This is a genomic window from Acinetobacter lwoffii (assembly GCF_015602705.1).
In the GTDB taxonomy this organism is placed as follows: Bacteria; Pseudomonadota; Gammaproteobacteria; order Pseudomonadales; family Moraxellaceae; genus Acinetobacter; species Acinetobacter lwoffii_E.
In genome coordinates this window covers 36,257-54,512 of record NZ_CP059081.1, presented here as the reverse complement: position 1 = coordinate 54,512, position 18,256 = coordinate 36,257, and the positions used below count along the sequence as shown (strand labels likewise).

General features: G+C 47.0%; 13 protein-coding genes. 5 read left to right on the top strand and 8 right to left on the bottom strand.

Annotated features, from left to right (window positions below):
* The first annotated feature begins 29 nt into the window (after window positions 1-29).
* The 3 genes from H0S56_RS00215 to H0S56_RS00205 all read left to right on the top strand — a co-directional run bounded on the left by H0S56_RS00215 (window position 30) and on the right by H0S56_RS00205 (window position 5,079).
* Complete coding sequence (locus H0S56_RS00215) at window positions 30-653, top strand: TetR/AcrR family transcriptional regulator (RefSeq protein ID WP_195725374.1); 624 nt, start codon at window positions 30-32, stop codon at window positions 651-653.
* Between the two features lie 149 nt (window positions 654-802).
* Window positions 803-3,487 carry a phosphoenolpyruvate carboxylase gene (gene ppc / locus H0S56_RS00210; RefSeq protein WP_195725373.1) on the top strand — a complete coding sequence of 895 codons (2,685 nt, stop codon included), beginning with the start codon at window positions 803-805 and terminating at the stop codon, window positions 3,485-3,487.
* A 296-nt stretch (window positions 3,488-3,783) separates the two neighbouring features.
* Window positions 3,784-5,079 carry a solute carrier family 23 protein gene (locus tag H0S56_RS00205; RefSeq protein WP_195725372.1) on the top strand — a complete coding sequence of 432 codons (1,296 nt, stop codon included), beginning with the start codon at window positions 3,784-3,786 and terminating at the stop codon, window positions 5,077-5,079.
* A gap of 121 nt (window positions 5,080-5,200) precedes the next feature.
* On the opposite strand, the gene H0S56_RS00200 is transcribed toward H0S56_RS00205, so the two are convergent.
* From H0S56_RS00200 to ilvD (H0S56_RS00185), 4 genes are all read right to left on the bottom strand, one after another.
* A complete protein-coding gene (locus H0S56_RS00200) occupies window positions 5,201-5,488 on the bottom strand; it encodes a chorismate mutase (RefSeq protein WP_195725371.1) in 288 nt (95 codons plus the stop codon).
* The gene (locus H0S56_RS00195; protein WP_195725370.1) at window positions 5,469-6,791 is read right to left on the bottom strand and encodes a hypothetical protein; all 1,323 of its coding nucleotides are present in this window, start codon (window positions 6,789-6,791) and stop codon (window positions 5,469-5,471) included. The genes H0S56_RS00200 and H0S56_RS00195 overlap by 20 nt, the downstream gene beginning before the upstream one ends.
* 151 nt (window positions 6,792-6,942) lie before the next feature.
* Window positions 6,943-8,628, bottom strand: coding sequence for a dihydroxy-acid dehydratase (gene ilvD / locus H0S56_RS00190; protein ID WP_005108266.1), 1,686 nt, complete (start codon window positions 8,626-8,628; stop codon window positions 6,943-6,945).
* A 389-nt stretch (window positions 8,629-9,017) separates the two neighbouring features.
* The gene (gene ilvD, locus H0S56_RS00185; RefSeq protein WP_195725369.1) at window positions 9,018-10,847 is read right to left on the bottom strand and encodes a dihydroxy-acid dehydratase; all 1,830 of its coding nucleotides are present in this window, start codon (window positions 10,845-10,847) and stop codon (window positions 9,018-9,020) included.
* Window positions 10,848-11,255: 408 nt separating this feature from the next.
* On the opposite strand from ilvD (H0S56_RS00185), the gene fmt reads away from it, so the two are divergent.
* Together fmt and rsmB are read left to right on the top strand one after the other, a co-directional pair.
* Window positions 11,256-12,218 (top strand): methionyl-tRNA formyltransferase, encoded by a 963-nt coding sequence (gene fmt / locus H0S56_RS00180; protein ID WP_195725368.1) that lies wholly within the window; start codon window positions 11,256-11,258, stop codon window positions 12,216-12,218.
* The gene (gene rsmB, locus H0S56_RS00175) at window positions 12,215-13,522 is read left to right on the top strand and encodes a 16S rRNA (cytosine(967)-C(5))-methyltransferase RsmB (protein ID WP_195725367.1); all 1,308 of its coding nucleotides are present in this window, start codon (window positions 12,215-12,217) and stop codon (window positions 13,520-13,522) included. The genes fmt and rsmB overlap by 4 nt, the downstream gene beginning before the upstream one ends.
* Before the next feature lie 70 nt (window positions 13,523-13,592).
* Here rsmB and zupT read toward each other — a convergent pair whose 3' ends face one another.
* From zupT to H0S56_RS00155, 4 genes are all read right to left on the bottom strand, one after another.
* A complete protein-coding gene (zupT, locus tag H0S56_RS00170; protein ID WP_195725366.1) occupies window positions 13,593-14,402 on the bottom strand; it encodes a zinc transporter ZupT in 810 nt (269 codons plus the stop codon).
* An 88-nt stretch (window positions 14,403-14,490) separates the two neighbouring features.
* Window positions 14,491-14,601: a methionine/alanine import family NSS transporter small subunit gene (locus H0S56_RS00165; protein WP_004647694.1), complete on the bottom strand. Its 111-nt coding sequence runs from the start codon at window positions 14,599-14,601 to the stop codon at window positions 14,491-14,493.
* A gap of 10 nt (window positions 14,602-14,611) precedes the next feature.
* The gene (locus H0S56_RS00160; RefSeq protein ID WP_195725365.1) at window positions 14,612-16,087 is read right to left on the bottom strand and encodes a sodium-dependent transporter; all 1,476 of its coding nucleotides are present in this window, start codon (window positions 16,085-16,087) and stop codon (window positions 14,612-14,614) included.
* Between the two features lie 585 nt (window positions 16,088-16,672).
* Complete coding sequence (locus H0S56_RS00155) at window positions 16,673-18,121, bottom strand: aldehyde dehydrogenase family protein (protein WP_195725364.1); 1,449 nt, start codon at window positions 18,119-18,121, stop codon at window positions 16,673-16,675.
* Window positions 18,122-18,256: the final 135 nt, after the last annotated feature.

Below are 18,256 nucleotides of genomic sequence, written 5' to 3'. Positions count from 1 at the left end.
GACCGTGGTGACTTTTTTTGGAAAAAATTGTGCAAATACCTGTAGGACGACCCAAGGATCTGGAAAAGCGTCAGCGCATCCTGAGTGTGGCCAAAGCGCTGTTTTTAGCGCATGGCTATCATGCCTCCAGCATGAACCAGATTGCACGTGAGGCAGGTGTAACCAAGCTGACGGTGTATAATCATTTTCAGGACAAGGCGACCCTGTTTAGCTGTGCGATTGAGGATACCTGTGAAGCCATTCTGCATGAACATCCTCAGCTCTTGCAGCCGAGCAGTGACTTTGCGCAGGAGTTTTATCAGGCCTGTCAGCGCGCTTTAAATATTATTCATTTACCAGAAGCGATCAAGCTGGACCTGCTACTGATGGAACTGGCATCGCAGCAAAGTCCTCTGGCAGAACAGTTTTATCAGGCCTCGCATAGCAAACTGGATGCAGTCTGGAATGATTTTTTTAACCTGGCCCAGCAATACCGCTTTATTCAGGTCGATCTTCCAGAAAAACAGACCGAGCTGATCGTGTCCCTGCTGACCGGAACCCGTCATCAGAAAATCCTACTGGGTCTCAGCCCTCCCCCTTCAAGCGCAGAACAGCAACAGATTATTAGCGAGGCCATTGAACTGTTTATGCTGAAATATGCCCTTTCGGATTAAATCCTTTCCTTTGGATTGATCACCGATCACCGTATATGGCCTAAAAGTTGCTAAAAAAGCAGCCTATGTTCTGCAACTTTTGTCTCTAGGGGACTTGGATTGTCATGCAGTCGCGGTATAGTCAAAGCATGCATGTGAGGGAATAAAAAATGATTCAACAGATTGATGCACCACTACGCGAAGACGTACGCTTACTGGGTAATTTGCTTGGGGAAACCTTAAAATTACATGCCGGGCAGGATTTGTTTAATCAGATCGAGCAGATCCGTGCCCTGTCCAAAGGCGCTCGCGATGGACAGGTCGAAGCAGAAAAACAACTGGAACAACTGTTTTTGAGCCTGGAAGATGCCGAAATCCTGCCGCTGACCCGTGCCTTTACCCACTTTTTAAACTTTGCCAATATTGCCGAACAATATCATGTGGTACGTCGTCGCCGTCAGAGCGAGTTTGATGACACTGCAGAATCGCCCAATCCTCTGGTGCCTTTATTTGAAAAATTTAAACAGCAGGAAATTTCTGCCGATACGCTGTATCAGCAAATCTGTGAACTGAAAATTGAACTGGTCCTGACCGCGCATCCCACAGAAGTCAGCCGCCGTACCCTGATTCAAAAATATGATGGCATCAATAATGCCCTGTCCAAATTCGACCAGCAGAAACTGACGCCACGTGAACGCCAGGCAGTCCTGGCCGATCTGAAACAGCTGATCAGCTCCGCCTGGCAAACCGATGAAATCCGTCAGCATCGCCCGACTCCGATCGATGAAGCCAAATGGGGTTTTACCACCATTGAACAGACCCTGTGGAATGCGGTCCCGAAATTTATCCGCGAACTAAATGGCATGGTTCAGGCGCAATGCGGCCAGAACCTGCCCTTAGATGTCGCACCAGTACGTTTTGCCTCATGGATGGGGGGTGACCGCGATGGCAACCCGAATGTCACCCACACCGTCACTCAGGAAGTACTGTGGCTGTCGCGCTGGAAAGCAGCCGATCTCTATGTACGCGATATTGAAAACCTGCGCTGGGAACTGTCCATTCAGCAATGCAGTCCGGAAATTTCCGAAGCTTTGGGCCAGCCCCATCCTGAACCCTATCGTGAATATTTACGTGACACCCGTACCCGCCTGAAAGCGACTCGGCACTGGCTGGCAGAAAAATTAAAAGGCAATGATGCCGATGACAGTCTGGTGATTAAAAGTAAAGACGAACTTTTACAACCGCTCCTGACCTGTTACCGCTCGCTGATGGACTGCAATCTGGCTGAAATTGCCAATGGCAGCCTGCTGGACTTTATTTACCGGGTCAACAGTTTTGGCATCGAACTGCTAAAACTGGATATCCGTCAGGAATCCGGGCGTCACCGTCAGGCAATTTCGGCCATTACTGAATATTTGGGACTGGGCAATTTTGAAACCTGGACCGAACAGGCCCGTCAAAACTTTTTACTGCAGGAATTGCAAAGCAAACGTCCGTTACTGCCGAAACATCTGAATGAACCGGCCGGCAGCCTGATTGAACATCCGGATGTACAGGAAGTCTTTGCCACCATGCGCACACTGGCCGAACAGCCGAGCGAGTCTCTGGGTGCCTATATTATTTCCATGGCAGAATATCCAAGTGATGTGCTGGCCGTACTGCTTTTACAAAAAGAAGCCGGCATCGAGCAGGCGTTACGGGTGGTTCCCCTGTTTGAAACCTTAAAAGATCTGGATGGCGCAGCCGCAACCATGTCGACCCTGTTCAATATGCACTGGTACAAACAGCATATTCAGGGCAAACATGAGGTCATGATTGGCTATTCGGATTCTGCCAAAGATGCCGGCTTTATGTCGGCCAACTGGGCACAGTATCGTGCCCAGGAAGAACTGACCGCGGTTGCCCAGCAACATGACGTGCAATTGACCCTGTTTCATGGTCGTGGCGGTTCAATCAGCCGTGGTGGTGCGCCAACCCAGCAAGCCTTGTTCTCTCAGCCACCAGGTTCTATTTCCGGTGCGATCCGGGTGACTGAACAGGGTGAAATGATCCGCTTTAAATTCGGGCTGGAAGAAATCGCGCTGCAAAATCTGGAAATTTATACCGCTGCAACCCTGGAAGCGACCCTGCTCCCGCCACCTGAGCCAAAACAGGAATGGCGCGACCTGATGCATCAAATGACTGAACTGTCTGTTCAGGTCTATCGCCAGACCGTACGGGAAAATCCACACTTCGTGAAATACCTGCGTACGGTAACGCCAGAACTAGAACTACAAATGCTGCCGTTGGGTTCACGCCCAGCCAAACGTAAAGTCAGTGGCGGGATTGAATCCCTACGTGCGATTCCGTGGGTATTTGCCTGGACCCAGATTCGCCTGATGTTGCCTGCCTGGCTCGGTACTGGTGCCGCACTGAATGAAGTTCTGGATCAGGGACAACGTAATGTACTCGATGAGATGCTGGCCGAGTGGCCATATTTCCAGACCCTGATTGATATGCTGGAAATGGTATTGTCCAAAGCCGACGCGCATGTGGCGCTATATTATGAATCGCATCTGACTCAGGATGAAGATCTGAAAATTCTGGGGACAGCGTTGCGCCAGCGTTTGCAGGATGCCGTACAAACCCTGTTAAGCTTGAAAGGTGAATCGAAACTGCTCAGCAGCAATGGCGTACTGGATCAGTCCATGAAGGTACGTAAACCATATCTGTTACCCTTGCACTTGCTGCAAGCTGAACTGATGAAACGTCGCCGTTTATATCTTGAACAGCAACAGGCCGAAAACACCCCGGTAGATCATGCGCTGATGGTCAGTATTGCCGGTATTGCAGCCGGTTTGCGTAATACTGGCTAAGCAAAAATGCCCATTTGAAAGCACATCCTGGTGATGTGCTTTTTTATTGACCAGTCAATAGCCAGGAAATATTTTATTTTATATAGTAAATCAGATTTATTTATAGATACCCCTATTCATAATAAGAAATTAATCTACTGATTTCACTTTAATTTTAACCCAGTATTCTTTTACCGCCCGGTAAAATCTTAAATAAAGTCATAGAATTAATTTGAACAAAAATTTTGTTTAAGTGATTAAATCTTCTAAAGAACAAGAGTATGATGTGCACAATTTATCTTTTGAGTGCTCATTTTATGTCCAGTTGGTTTCCCAAATGGCGCCCTTATGAGGGCAGTATCGATGCACGACCAGTAGGTACCGCAGAGTATTTGCCACCCGCACAAACGGTCATTTTGGGTGTACAACATGCTTTTGCCATGTTTGGCGCAACTGTACTGGCACCTTTTTTAATGGGCTTTGATCCTAACCTGGCGATTTTAATGTCAGGGGTCTGTACCATTCTGTTCTTTTTAATCACCGGTGGCCGGGTTCCAAGTTATCTAGGTTCAAGCTTTGCCTTTATTGGTGTGGTCATCGCAGCAACAGGTTATGCGGGTGGTGGCGGGCTGAATCCAAATATTGGCGTTGCAGCAGGCGGGATTATCGCGTGTGGCATCTTCTATGCGCTGATGGGCTTTCTGGTCATGGCGACCGGCACCCGCTGGATTGAAAAGCTGATGCCACCGGTGGTGACCGGTGCTGTGGTGATGATCATTGGCCTGAACCTTGCTCCAGTCACAGTGAAAAGCGTGATGGGCAATACCTTCAATATGTGGATGTCCCTGGTCACTGTGCTGTGCATGGGTTCAATTGCCGTATTCACCCGTGGCTTATTACAGCGCCTGCTGTTATTGGTCGGCCTGTTATTGGCTTATCTGATTTACTTCGTACTCAGCAATGTCATGGGTTATGGCACTGCGATCAATTTCCTTCCCATTCAGCAAGCAGCCTGGTTCGGTTTACCGACTTTCCATGCACCGACCTTTGAATTGAATGCGATGCTGATCATTGCGCCAATTGCCTTGATTCTGGTGGCTGAAAATCTGGGGCATATTAAAGCCGTAGGCGCGATGACCGGTGAAAACCTGGATCCGCATATTGGTAAAGCCTTTGTGGCAGATGGTGTTGCAACCACTTTAGCCGGTGGTGTAGGTGCGCCGGGTATGACTACCTATGGTGAAAACATTGGTGTGATGGCCGTGACACGGGTTTACTCGACCATCATCTTTGCAGTCGCGGGTGTCTTTGCTGTGTTCCTGGGTTTATCGCCTAAGTTTGGTGCGATTATTCACACGATTCCGACAGCGATTCTGACCGGTGCTTCGATTGTAGTCTTTGGTTTGATTACCATTGCTGGTGCCAAAATCTGGATTGAGAACAAGGTCGATTTCTCGCAGAACAAGAACCTGATGGTGGCTGCGGTGACCATTATTTTAGGTACGGGTGATTTTGCCCTGACTTTTGGCAGCTTCAATCTGGGTGGTATTGGTACGGCAACGTTTGCTGCACTGATCCTGAACTGGTTCTTTAGCCTGGCCGATAAAAAATAAAACTCGAAATAAAAGTATTGAGCAGCCGAATGGCTGCTTTTTTTATCTTTATATTTTTCAACTTTGCGATGAAAGAAATGAAAAGAAGCCCCACAAGGCTTCTATTAAAGCATGTGCCTGGTTAAGGACGAAACTCTTTCAGTTCACGTTGAATAAAATAATGAAACATTTCACGATAGAGATGTTCGATAAATTCCTGATCGACGCCCTGTTGCTGTGCCAGCGCCCTGACATTTTCTACAATCTGTTCCATACGTTCCGGTGACTGCAAATCGGTTTCGGTTTTTTTGAAACGGGTGGTTTGATCAACATAAAATTGACGCGCAGCGATCAGCTCAACTAAAGCTGTATCAATGGCATCGATCTGTTGACGTGCATGTTCTAGTGATTCAGCTTTGATCTTTTCCATGTTTTTTCAGTTCACTTTCAGTTTGATTATTACTCTTATACTTTTCTTCTAACACATTACTGAAAATACTTTCAATCATCCAGACCCGATATAAGCTATTAAATGTATAACTTTGATCATCTATGCGCAGTTCCAGTACCGGGAAATTCGGCTGGGACTTCATTTCACAGAGCATATCATTGTCCTGCAGCTTGGCCAGAATATCGTCCTGGGTCAAATCGACAATATTTAACTGTTGCTGCAAATGTTTGAAATGGGGTACATAAGACAGGTCTTCACCACGGGTCCAGACAGCCTGCAAGATCTGGTACATCGCCTCAATCCGCTGTTCCTCGGGGCAGCTATAAAATAACTGTGCCATTGGCGCAATCGCCTGCTCGGTCGGTCGGCAGAACGGGGTAAATTCTACTTCCGTCCGTTTGGATAAACGGGTGGCCAGACTCCAGTCAAAGTCATCTCGGCCACGATAGGACAAGGGATAGACATTTAGCTGGATATTATAATAATCCGCCAGTTCTTCCTTGATATAGGCCAGTAATAGCCAGGAAATCGGATCTTCCAGCGCGATATACAAGTCCAGTTCCGGATCCATCGACTGGATCTCGTTCAGCTCTTCAGCATCACTGATTAGATGCTCACGCCATTCAATGTGATCGATCATAAAAATCGGATTACCGGTCAGCAGTTTTTGCTGCTCCAGACGTCGGGTCAGACGTAACAGATCATCGACCGCCTGATACTGGCGTCCGCCTAAATTAAAATAGCTGGCCAGAATCGGGGTCTGATCAAAAATACGTTCAGGAAAATCCTGTGGCTGATGATGGCGGCTGGCCATGGCATATAAGGTGCGCAATTTTCCGGTCTGTTTTTGCCAGAGCATATGGAATACATCTTCCAGTAAATACAGGAAATCCTGTCCCCGCAGCGGCGTATGCCGCAAAATCAGTTCGGCCTGTTTTAAGGCCTCAGCGCTCGGTAATTCCGGCGTATCATGAAAACTGAAACGATGCTGTTTTGACAAGATTTTTGCATCATTAATCGTGTAGTGCTGCCATTCATCAAAAGACATCTGGTTCGGCGCTTCGGCATGCTCACTGGAAATGATGACTTTTAGCGGCTTGAGTTCTGGACTTAAAATTTCTTCGAGCTGGGGCAACTGCTGTACCGCCAGATAACTGTACACATCATCCAGTCTTAAATGGATACTCAGCCCATCTTGAATAGATAACACCGTTTGACGGGTCGGTTTTTGGTAAAACCAACTCGATCGGATTGGATCAAACCAACGGCGTAACAGGGACATGAGATCGGCCTCGACAACAATGACGGTGCGCAGCTCAACATATGAGAAGCTGCGCAGAATAATCTATTTTTAAGATCGCAGAAGCCAAAGCCCTGCATGCTGTAAAAACTTATATCAAGTCATAAGCAAATGTTCAATGTTTAACAATGGATTAGAGGTCAAGATTCAGGTCAGTGACCGCCCCGGTTTCTGCACCTGAAGTCAGTTTGGCGAATTTAGCCAGCGCACCGTGGGTATAGTTTGGCTGAGGTTTGGTCCAGGCCGCTTGACGTGCAGCAATTTCTTCTTCCGCGACATGCCAGGTCATTTCCCGAGTTTCGGCATTAATCGAAATCTGATCACCATTTTGCACCAGACCAATCGGGCCGCCCTCATAAGCTTCTGGCGTCACATGACCAATCACGAAACCATGACTGCCGCCAGAGAAGCGTCCGTCAGTAATTAAAGCCACCGAAGCGCCCAGACCTTTACCAATAATCGCAGAAGTCGGTTTCAGCATTTCCGGCATGCCCGGACCACCTTTAGGGCCGACGCCACGAATCACCACCACTTCACCCGGCTGGACTTCGCCATCCAGAATCCCGCGCATGGCACCCTGCTCGCCTTCAAAGACCCGTGCCGGGCCAGCAAAATGCAGACCTTCCTTACCGGTAATCTTGGCCACAGCGCCCTTCGGCGACAGATTGCCTTTCAAAATCACCAGATGGGAATCTTTTTTCACGGGCGCATCAAAAGGCAGAATAATCTGCTGACCTTCCGGATAGTCCTGCACATCGGCCAGGTTTTCTGCCAGCGTCTTACCTGTGACCGTTAAACAGGACCCATCCAGCATGCCGGCATCCAGCATGCGCTTCATCAGTGGTTGAATCCCACCAATCGCAATCAGTTCTGACATTAAATATTTCCCGGATGGACGCACATCGGCCACCACCGGAATATCTTTGCCAATTCGGACAAAGTCATCCAGACTCAATTCAACCCCTGCGGTATGCGCCATGGCTAGCAGATGCAACACGCCATTGGTCGAACCACCCAGCGCAATCAAGACCTTGATCGAATTTTCAAAAGCAGCCTTGGTCATGATGTCACGTGGCTTGATATCCAGTCGTAACAGATTCATGACTGCTTCACCGGCACGGGCACAGTCGATTTGCTTGTCATCCGAAATCGCTTCCTGTGCCGAGGAGCCCGGCAAGCTCATACCGAGTGCTTCAATTGCAGAGGCCATCGAGTTGGCCGTATACATGCCGCCACAAGAGCCCGGACCCGGCAAGGATACTTCTTCAATATGCTTGACTTGAATCGCGTTAATTTCACCTTTGGCATATTGACCGACTGCTTCAAATACCGAAATCATGTCGGTATGGCCTTCGCCGGGTTTGATGGTTCCACCATAAATAAACAACCCTGGACGGTTTAAGCGGGCCAACCCCATGATGCAACCCGGCATGTTTTTATCACAGCCACCAATCGCGATGACTCCATCATAAGCCTGGCAACCCACGACCGTTTCAATGGAGTCTGCGATCACTTCACGTGATAGCAGTGAATATTTCATACCTTCCGTGCCATTGGAAATACCATCTGAAATCGTAATGGTATTAAAGATAATGCCCTTACCACCCGCGGCACTGACGCCCTGCTCGACTGTTCTGGCCAGACCATCAATATGCATATTACATGGTGTGACATTGGCCCAGGTCGAAGCGATACCAATAAATGGCCGTTTAAAATCGGCATCTTTAAAACCGGTAGCACGCATCATGGAACGCGCCGGTGCATTTTCAATGCCTTCATAAACGGGGGCTGAATGCTCGCGGATATTATCTTTACTCATTATTCTCTTCCTGGGCGATGACCAATTTTAAGCTTCGGTCTTGGACAATTTATTTTAAGGTCATTGTATAGAATTAAAACAAAGCAATACAGCTTTCAGCTGCTTCTATAATATTCGATACATGCCAAAGTCATCTGCAACTGTCCGAGGCAGGACTACAATTAATATTTACTGTTTCTGCGATATAAGTGAAAAATGCTAGTTTCGGACGAGTTTTGCAGATGATAGTAGTTTTGCCTACTTTTGCCGAAACAAAAGTAGGTCGAACCGAAGGTTATAAACTGCAATTAAACAATTTCCTTTAAGACCCCCGTCTTATTGAATCTATAAATTTCAAATAAAAAAAAGCACCCCATCTGGAGTGCTTTTTAAATCTGTAAAATTACAAATTAGATATCACGTACTGCACCTTTCGAGGCACTGGTGGTATGCATCGCATACGCTTTGAGTGCTTTAGACACTTTACGAGGACGCTGTTCAGCAGGCTGCCAGCCTTTGGCTTCTTGGGCTTCACGACGTGCTGCCATGGTTGCATCATCCACTGCCAGGTGAATGGTACGGTTTGGAATATCAATTTCGATACGGTCACCATCTTCAACCAGACCAATCGCACCACCTTCCGCTGCTTCAGGAGACACGTGACCAATCGACAGACCAGATGAACCACCCGAGAAACGGCCATCTGTTAAAAGTGCACAGTCTTTACCCAAACCTTTCGATTTGAGATAACTGGTCGGGTACAGCATTTCCTGCATGCCCGGACCACCACGTGGACCTTCGTAGCGAATCACGACAACATCACCCGCAGTGATTTTGCCGCCAAGAATGGCTTCAACCGCAGCATCCTGGCTTTCAAACACACGTGCAGTCCCGTTGAATTTCAGGATTGAGTCATCCACACCCGCTGTTTTTACGATACAGCCTTCTAGTGCGATATTGCCATAAAGTACTGCCAGGCCACCATCTTGCGAGAATGCATTGGCTGCATTACGGATCACGCCATTGTCACGGTCACCATCTAAACGGGCATAGTAACGGTCTTGCGAGAATGCGGTTTGCGTTGGTACACCGCCCGGCGCTGACTTAAAGAATTGATAGATGTCTTCATCTTCAGTACGGATGATGTCCCATTTATCCAAGGCATCTTTTAAAGTTTTTTCATGGACCGTTGGAACAGAAGTATCCAGTAAGCCTGCACGATCCAGTTCGCCCAGAATCGACATGATGCCACCGGCACGGTGTACATCTTCCATATGGACATCCTGTTTCGCCGGCGCAACTTTACATAGTACCGGCACATTACGTGACAAACGGTCGATATCGGTCATAGTAAAGTCGACTTCAGCTTCGTGTGCTGCTGCCAACAAATGCAGAACAGTATTGGTTGAACCACCCATGGAAATGTCTAAAGTCATGGCATTTTCAAACGCTGCTTTGGTTGCGATTGAACGTGGCAACAAGCTGTAGTCATTTTGCTCATAATGACGTTTAGTGATTTCAACAATCAGTTGACCCGCACGCTCGAATAATTTTTTACGATTTGCGTGGGTTGCCAGGGTTGAACCATTACCCGGAAGCGATAAACCAAGTGCTTCAGTCAAACAGTTCATCGAGTTTGCAGTGAACATGCCTGAACATGAACCACAGGTTGGGCAAGCTGAACGCTCATATTCAGCGACTTCTTCATCAGTGAAGCTGTCATCTGCTGCAACAATCATGGCATCAACCAGGTCGATGGCTTTTTCATTGCCACGGATTTTGACCTTGCCCGCTTCCATTGGACCGCCAGAGACAAATACCACCGGAATGTTCAGGCGCATCGCAGCCATTAACATGCCTGGGGTGATCTTGTCACAGTTCGAGATACACACCATCGCATCGGCACAATGGGCATTGACCATGTACTCGACCGAGTCTGCAATCAGGTCACGCGAAGGCAATGAATACAACATACCGTCATGACCCATCGCGATGCCGTCATCGACCGCAATAGTATTGAATTCTTTGGCCACGCCGCCTGACGCTTCAATTTGACGTGCCACCAGCTGACCCAAGTCTTTAAGATGCACATGCCCTGGTACAAACTGGGTGAACGAGTTCACCACCGCAATAATCGGTTTACCGAAATCTTCATCTTTCATGCCGGTGGCACGCCATAAACCGCGTGCGCCAGCCATATTTCTTCCGTGTGTCGATGTTTTTGAACGATAGTCAGGCATTTTATATTTCCAACAAAGTTTGAGCTTGCAATGAATCGGGCAGATCCACTCTGGCTAAATCATACTGACAAGGAGCTTAAATCAGTTGAATTTTAAACCTATCATACTACAAGCCCTTGATTTACAAGATGGCCTTTTGGGTGTAGATGCAGGCAAAAATGTCTATAGAGAGGTTTTGATGATCTGACGATAAAAATTTCTTAATGAAATCTACTATACCGCCATCATCATCAGGACAATACAAAACTTTCATGAATAATTTTTACAATTTGCATGAGTTTTTTTTATATAAAAATTCCACCAAAATTCAAGCACTCATCAAGCTTCTCGGATAAGTTTTGGTAAGGATTAGGCTGAAATTTGGCTTTTGGCTTATAATAGCTTTTAAGTTTATTTGGAATTTCATGTGTGAAGATCATATTTGCGGGCACACCAGAATTTGCAGCCACAGCATTGGCTGCACTGCTTAAAACCGAACATGAAATTGTTGCGGTCTACACTCAACCGGACCGCAAAGCTGGACGTGGACAAAAACTAACAGCTTCTGCAGTCAAGCAGCTGGCTTTAGAAAATAATATTCCGGTCTACCAACCGCTTCACTTCAAATCTTCGACTGAAGAAGGTCTGGCAGCGCAAGCGGAACTTAAAGCCTTAAATGCAGATGTGATGGTAGTAGCGGCTTATGGCCTGATCCTGCCACAAGTGGTTCTGGATACGCCAAAATATGGTTGCCTGAATATTCATGGTTCGCTGTTGCCACGCTGGCGCGGTGCAGCCCCGATTCAGCGTGCCATTGCCACTGGCGATGCCGAGACCGGTGTAACCATTATGAAAATGGCAGCCGGTCTGGATACCGGGGATATGATGTATAAAACATTGTGCCCGATTAGCGCTGAGGATACTTCTGCCAGCCTGCATGACAAACTGGCGCTGCAAGGTGCTGAGGCGATTGTGGCCGTGCTTGAATCGGAACAGACCTTACAGCACTATCTTGAGATTCGCGAAGTCCAGGATGAAAGCCTGACGGTTTACGCGCATAAACTATCAAAAGCTGAAGCACAAATTGACTGGACCCAGCCTGCAGCAGCCATTGACCGTAATATTCGTGCTTTTAATCCATGGCCGGTGGCATTTACCCCACTGGATGACAGCAACAATTTACGCATCTGGAATTCCTCGCTTTCTACGCAAAAGACAAGCAATGCCGTGCCTGGTGAAGTAATTGCTCTGGATAAAGACGGCGTGCATGTAATGTGTGGCGATCAAAATGCCATCTGTATCACCAATCTGCAATGGCCAGGCGGCAAAGCCCTGAATGCTGTTCAAATTAATCAAACTCAAAAACTATCGGTAGGATATAAATTCGCATGAGCCAAATTCAATCATCAGCTAAAAACTTGAATTTGCGCGCGCAAGTTGTAAAAACCCTATTGGCTGTACAAAATGGCCAATCACTTGCTTCTGTACTCAATCAACATATCAACATCGTGTCTGAACGTGATCGTGGTCTATATCACGAGTTAACTTTGGGCTGTTTACGTCAGTGGCATGGCCTGAAAGCCATTACCCTGCCGCTGTTAACCAAACCCCTCGATAACCAAGCTTTAGAAAGCTGCTTATATCTGGGTTTGTATCAGATTTTATGTACCCGTATTCCGGCGCATGCTGCAATTTCAGAAACCGTCACTGCTGCCAAACAGCTGGGCTTTGAACCTTTAAGCGGTCTGGTGAATGCCGTTCTGCGTCGTGTTTCACGTGAAACAGAAGAATTTGATCTGGCTTTAAATCAGGCGCATGGCCTGCCAAGCTGGCTTTACAAGCGTTTAAAGAAAGACTGGCCGGAACAGCTTGCCGAACTGTCACATGACTTGAAACAGATTGCACCACTCACCTTGCGTGTCAATGTCAATCAGGTCAGCCGTGATGAATATCTGGAAATTCTGGAAGAAGAAGGTTATGAAGCACGTGCCTGTACTCTTTCTAAAGTTGGCATCGTGCTGGAACAGAATGTCCATATTCCAAACCTGCCGGGCTATGAAGCCGGCGGTTTCTCGGTTCAGGATGAACATGCCCAGCTGTGTGCAACTTTAGTTCCTGACCTTGAAGGCAAAGTCGTGGTCGATGCCTGCGCCGCTCCGGGTGGTAAGACCGCGCATATCCTGGAAAAATATAGCCCGAAAAAGCTGTATGCGATTGACCAGGATGCCAAACGTTTAGTCCGTGTGGCAGAAAATCTGGAACGTTTACTATTAACTGAATATGCCGACGTTGAAATTATCGCGGCTGATGCGATCACCTGGACAGCGCCGGAGCCGGTGGATTGTATCGTGCTGGATGCACCGTGTTCTGCAATTGGTGTGATCCGTCGTCATCCGGACATCCGTTTACTGCGTCATTCCACAGATATTCCGCAAACGGTACAGCTGCAAAAGCAGATTCTGGAAAATATGTGGCAGCAACTGAAAGTCGGTGGTACTTTGCTGTACATCACCTGTTCAATTTTGAAAGCCGAAAACGAACAGCAGATGGTCGAATTCTTTGCTCAACATGCCGATGCCAAAGAAATCAAGATCGAAGCCGATTGGGGTATCGAACAGATTCATGGTCGTCAGTTGTTGCCGAAAGCAGATCAAGGCGATGGCTTCTTCTATTGCCGTATAGAAAAAACTGCATAAGTCATGTGTTTAAAATGAAAGGCAGCGCAAGCTGCTTTTTTTATGGCGCGTGATTTAGTGAATATATGGCTTATTGAATAAACTTAAAAATCACCAGACTGCTGGCCAATGCCGCCATGCCGCTCACCAATCCATAGACTGTTTCATGCCCTTCAGAATAGCGCTTTGCCGTCGGCAATAATTCATCCAGCGCCAGATAAACCATCACCCCGCCAATCACGCCAAAGATCAGACCATAGACGGTTTCACTCATATAAGGTGCCAGAATAAAATAACCGAGCGCTGCCCCCAATGGTTCGGCCAAACCCGAAACCAGACTGGCCCAGAGCGCATAATCTTTACGGCCGGTGGCCATATAGACCGGCAGGGCAATCGCCACGCCTTCTGGTACATTATGAATCGCAATCGCGACTGCCAATGGCGCACCCAAAGCAGGACTTTCCAGCGTGGCAAAAAACGTCGCCAGCCCTTCCGGCAGGTTATGTGCGCTAATCGCAAACAGGGTCAGCATGCCGGTACGCAGTAATTGGGGTGAACTGACGCCCTTGGCAGAATGGGTCTCAATAGTGTCATGTGGGTTTGGCACAAAACGATCCAGCAACAACACCAGAATTACGCCCAGTAAAAAAGCAAAAGTGCCAAAGGCAAAACCGGTTTTTTCATCAAAATCTAAGCTAAAGGACACGATCGATTTGTTCAGAATTTCGGTTAAAGAGACATAGATCATGGCCCCGGCAGCAAAGGCCAGACCAAAGGCCAGCAAACGGAAATTAGGTTTTTTTAAGAATAATACCAGTCCCCCACCCACCACGGTGGCCAGCCCGGCAAATAAAGTCACGGCAAAGGCTGTATAGACTTGTCCATCTGAAACGGAAATCATGTCAAAGCATCAGCCATTAAAAAAGTCATTATCATCAAGGATGATAATGACTTCCGTTTATGGCAACAGTAGGTTTATGTGAAGATTTTTAGTCTTCTGGTTCTTCCGGATTCTTTGCCAGATGAATCACAGCCAGTACCAGACCACCCCATAATAAAACGATGGAGATGATCATCATGATTAGTGCAGATGTATTCATAGTCGCTCTCCTAGCTGTGACGGTCTTTGATCAGGCTGAACAGAATGGCACCCAGAATAAAGAATGCCATCACTCCTCCACCTACCATCCATAGGGTACTGGCAGCATAGCCACCATAACCTTCTGCCATAATCGATTTCAGGGTCAGGCCCAATGCCAGCAATAATGACAAAGGCGTGATCACCGTCAGCATGAAGTTCCAGCTGGCACCCAGTTTCACGCTGGCAAACTCATTCACATGGCCTTCCAGCTGTTTCATTAATGGACGACGGAACCACGACAACAGAATAATCGATAACAGACCACCACCGACAATACCGATGTTATTGGCAAAGTAATCGATGATATCGACAAAGGTAATCGCACTATGTGTCGAGAACATCAGGGTAGAAATCACCGCTGAACCACCAGCAATAATCGTTACTGACTTATTCTTTGACCAGCCCAGTTTGTCTTGGAACGCAGCAATCGGAACTTGCAGGATACTGACCATCGAGGTAATACCGGCAACCGTCAACGAAGCGAAGAACAGGAAACCGAACAGGTCACCACCTGCACCTAAACTGGAAATGATTTTCGGAAACGCAATAAAGGCCAGACCAATACCGCCAGATACCACATCTTCAACTTTCGCACCTGAGCTGAATGCCATAAAACCAAGCGCGGCAAAGACACCAATACCCGCCAGAATTTCAAAAGACGAGTTGGCCAATGCCACCACAATGCCTGAACCGGTCAGGTTAGTTTTGCGTTTCAAGTAAGAGGCATAGGTCAACATGATCCCGAAGCCCACTGAAAGTGAGAAGAAGATATGACCAAAGGCCGCTAACCAGACTTTATAGTTAGCCATCGCTTCCCAGTTTGGCGTGAAGAAAGCATTTAAGCCATCGACTGCACCCGGTAAACGGACTGCCTGAATCACCAGGATCGTGAATAAAATCACCAGCAATGGCATAAAGATTTTATTCGCCAGTTCCACCCCACGGCGTACTCCACCGTAAAGAATCAGCATGACTGCTCCCCAAACGACCACTAGACCAAAGAACAGCACAGGTACAAAACCGAGAGTCAGACCCTCACCATTTTGTAGGTAAGTATTGAAGAAGAAGCCTTGGGTATCTGTGCCCCACTGCTGTCCAAAGGAATAGAACATATAACTGCCGGCCCAGGACAAGACGCTGGCATAGTAAATCCCGATCACCAGAGTGACCATGACCTGCCACCAACCCAGAGATTCGGCATTCATGAGTTTTTTATAGGCCATAGGCGGCGCTTTGCGGAACTTGTGTCCGACCGCATAGTCTAAAAACAATAAAGGTAAACCTGCTGCGAAAATCGCAATCAGATAAGGGATCAGGAATGCCCCGCCACCATTTTCATAGGCAACATAAGGGAAACGCCAGATATTCCCCAAGCCAACGGCGGAACCAATTGCTGCAATAATGAATCCTGATCGTGCGGACCAATTCTCACGAGTTTCTGTCATAGAACACCTAAACTTTTAACCCCTTCAGATGCTGCTTGTTATGGTTATGGCGCAAGCAAAAAAAGAAGCATTTTCAATAATTTTGGGTGTTTGAATTAGAGGGCACCTTGTGGGCGTCGAATTCTAATGTACAAACAGGTCAGCAGGTCTTACATCTTGCTTAAAGTCTGATCGAAAAACTGACCTTGTAGATGATTTAACAATACTGACTTTTTTAAATTTTTTCTGTAAATTCTGCTTAAAATATTCGTTATTTATAATCTATTCGAATTAAGCGTTCAATAATTCTGCAAAATAAGGCAGATTAAACAAGTTATATATTGACAAACTTTTTGGAATATATTTTTCTTAAGTTTTACTACAGGGTCGCTGTTTCAAAAAATGTATTCCAAGACTCTGATCCAGCATCTGTTTTTAGATCATTATTTGAAGATGAAACGGCTCATACTAAGGCACATGACCAAGCCGTGATATGGGAAATCAAATTCTCTCATGGAATTTTGACCTCTTTAAAAACCGGTTTAAATATCACAAGCAGATTTAAAACAAGCTGCCTGTGATATCGAAGCGATGAGTATTCTAAACTTAGGCTTTAATCACCAGCATGCGCTCTTCCTGCATGTCGCGAATGGCTGACTGAATTCCTTCACGACCCAGACCTGAATCTTTGACCCCGCCATAAGGCATGTTGTCCACCCGGAAAGATGGAATGTCATTGATAATGACCCCGCCGACATGCAGATGATCCCAGGCATACAGCATCTTGTTCAAGTTCTGGGTATAAACTCCGGCCTGCAAGCCAAAACGGCTACGATTGATACAGGCAATTCCCGCTTCAAAATCAGGATAAGGTTCAATCATCGCCACCGGACCAAAGACTTCATCACGGTAAATTTCCAGATTATGATCCACGTTTTCCAATAAAGTCGGTGCGAACATCACTCCATCCAGCTCACCACCTACCAGAATTCTGGCATCCTTTTTCAGTGCTTTTTCCAGCCATTTTTTCAGGCGTTTGGCTTCTGCTTCCTTGATCATCGGCCCCACCAAAGTTGTGCTCAGATTTGGATCGGTGGCTTTCAGATGTTTGAGTTTTGCAAGCAGTTTATCTCTGACTTCGGCATAAATATCCTGATGCACCAGAATGCGCTGCACACTGATACAGACCTGCCCGGCATGACCATAAGCACCGCCAACCAGACGGGTAATCAAGGCATCATTAATTTCGGTATCCGGCTCGATCATCACTGCGGCATTACCGCCCAGCTCCAGAACCACTTTTTTGCGGCCAGCTCGCGCTTTCATATCCCAACCCACCACATCGGAACCGGTAAAACTGAGTAATTTAAAACGGTCATCGGTGACCAGCACATCGGCCAGCTCGCGCGGACAGGGTAAAACTGAAAATGCGCCTTTCGGCAAATCGGTTTCCGCCAGAATCTCGGCAATTTTCAAGGCAGAAATCGGCGTCAGACTGGCGGGTTTCAACACGAAAGGACAACCGGCAGCAATTGCCGGTGCAATTTTGTGGGCGGTCAGATTTAAGGGAAAATTAAAAGGGCTGATTAAAGACACTGCGCCAATCGGCACCTGCTTAACCATACCCTGATACCCCGATGCTGCCGCGGTTACAGCCAAAGGCAGCATACGTCCCTGATCGATTTGAGTCACGGCATCTGCGGCAATTTGAAAGGTATTAATCAGACGCTCGACTTCGGCTTCTGCCGCTTTGCGCGGTTTACCGCCTTCTGCAATCAGAATTTCAGTCAGTTCTTCACGAATTTCATGAAAACGGCGCACACAATGCAGTAGAATTTTCTGTTTTTGAAAGGGTTCTAAAGCCGCCATCTCTGCCTCGGTGTCTAGGGCAGACTGGATGGCCTGCTCCAGACTTTTGGCATCGGCCAAAGCGACACGTGCATAGAGTGCTTGCGTATATTTATGTTTAACCTCTAGCCATTCTCCGGTCTGAACCGCCTGACCAGCCACATAGAATGAATAGTCTTTACACTGTTGTACTGCTGTAGATCGCATTTTTTAGTCCTTCAAAATCTCAGGATATACATTTTTGAAATTCTCTATATCATGCACTTGCTGATAAATATTAAGAAGATGTTTTTAAGTAACCAGACACGCTCAATTTTAATAAAGCTTTAGGGACTCACTGTC

Excerpts from the sequence above, each read along its gene's own strand:
- ppc (WP_195725373.1), top strand. The coding sequence starts at position 803 with ATGATTCAACAGATTGATGCACCACTACGCGAAGACGTACGCTTACTG.
- H0S56_RS00205 (WP_195725372.1), top strand. The coding sequence starts at position 3,784 with ATGTCCAGTTGGTTTCCCAAATGGCGCCCTTATGAGGGCAGTATCGAT.
- H0S56_RS00200 (WP_195725371.1), bottom strand. The coding sequence starts at position 5,488 with ATGGAAAAGATCAAAGCTGAATCACTAGAACATGCACGTCAACAGATC.
- H0S56_RS00195 (WP_195725370.1), bottom strand. The coding sequence starts at position 6,791 with ATGTCCCTGTTACGCCGTTGGTTTGATCCAATCCGATCGAGTTGGTTT.
- ilvD (WP_005108266.1), bottom strand. The coding sequence starts at position 8,628 with ATGAGTAAAGATAATATCCGCGAGCATTCAGCCCCCGTTTATGAAGGC.
- ilvD (WP_195725369.1), bottom strand. The coding sequence starts at position 10,847 with ATGCCTGACTATCGTTCAAAAACATCGACACACGGAAGAAATATGGCT.
- rsmB (WP_195725367.1), top strand. The coding sequence starts at position 12,215 with ATGAGCCAAATTCAATCATCAGCTAAAAACTTGAATTTGCGCGCGCAA.
- zupT (WP_195725366.1), bottom strand. The coding sequence starts at position 14,402 with ATGATTTCCGTTTCAGATGGACAAGTCTATACAGCCTTTGCCGTGACT.
- H0S56_RS00165 (WP_004647694.1), bottom strand. The coding sequence starts at position 14,601 with ATGAATACATCTGCACTAATCATGATGATCATCTCCATCGTTTTATTA.
- H0S56_RS00160 (WP_195725365.1), bottom strand. The coding sequence starts at position 16,087 with ATGACAGAAACTCGTGAGAATTGGTCCGCACGATCAGGATTCATTATT.
- H0S56_RS00155 (WP_195725364.1), bottom strand. The coding sequence starts at position 18,121 with ATGCGATCTACAGCAGTACAACAGTGTAAAGACTATTCATTCTATGTG.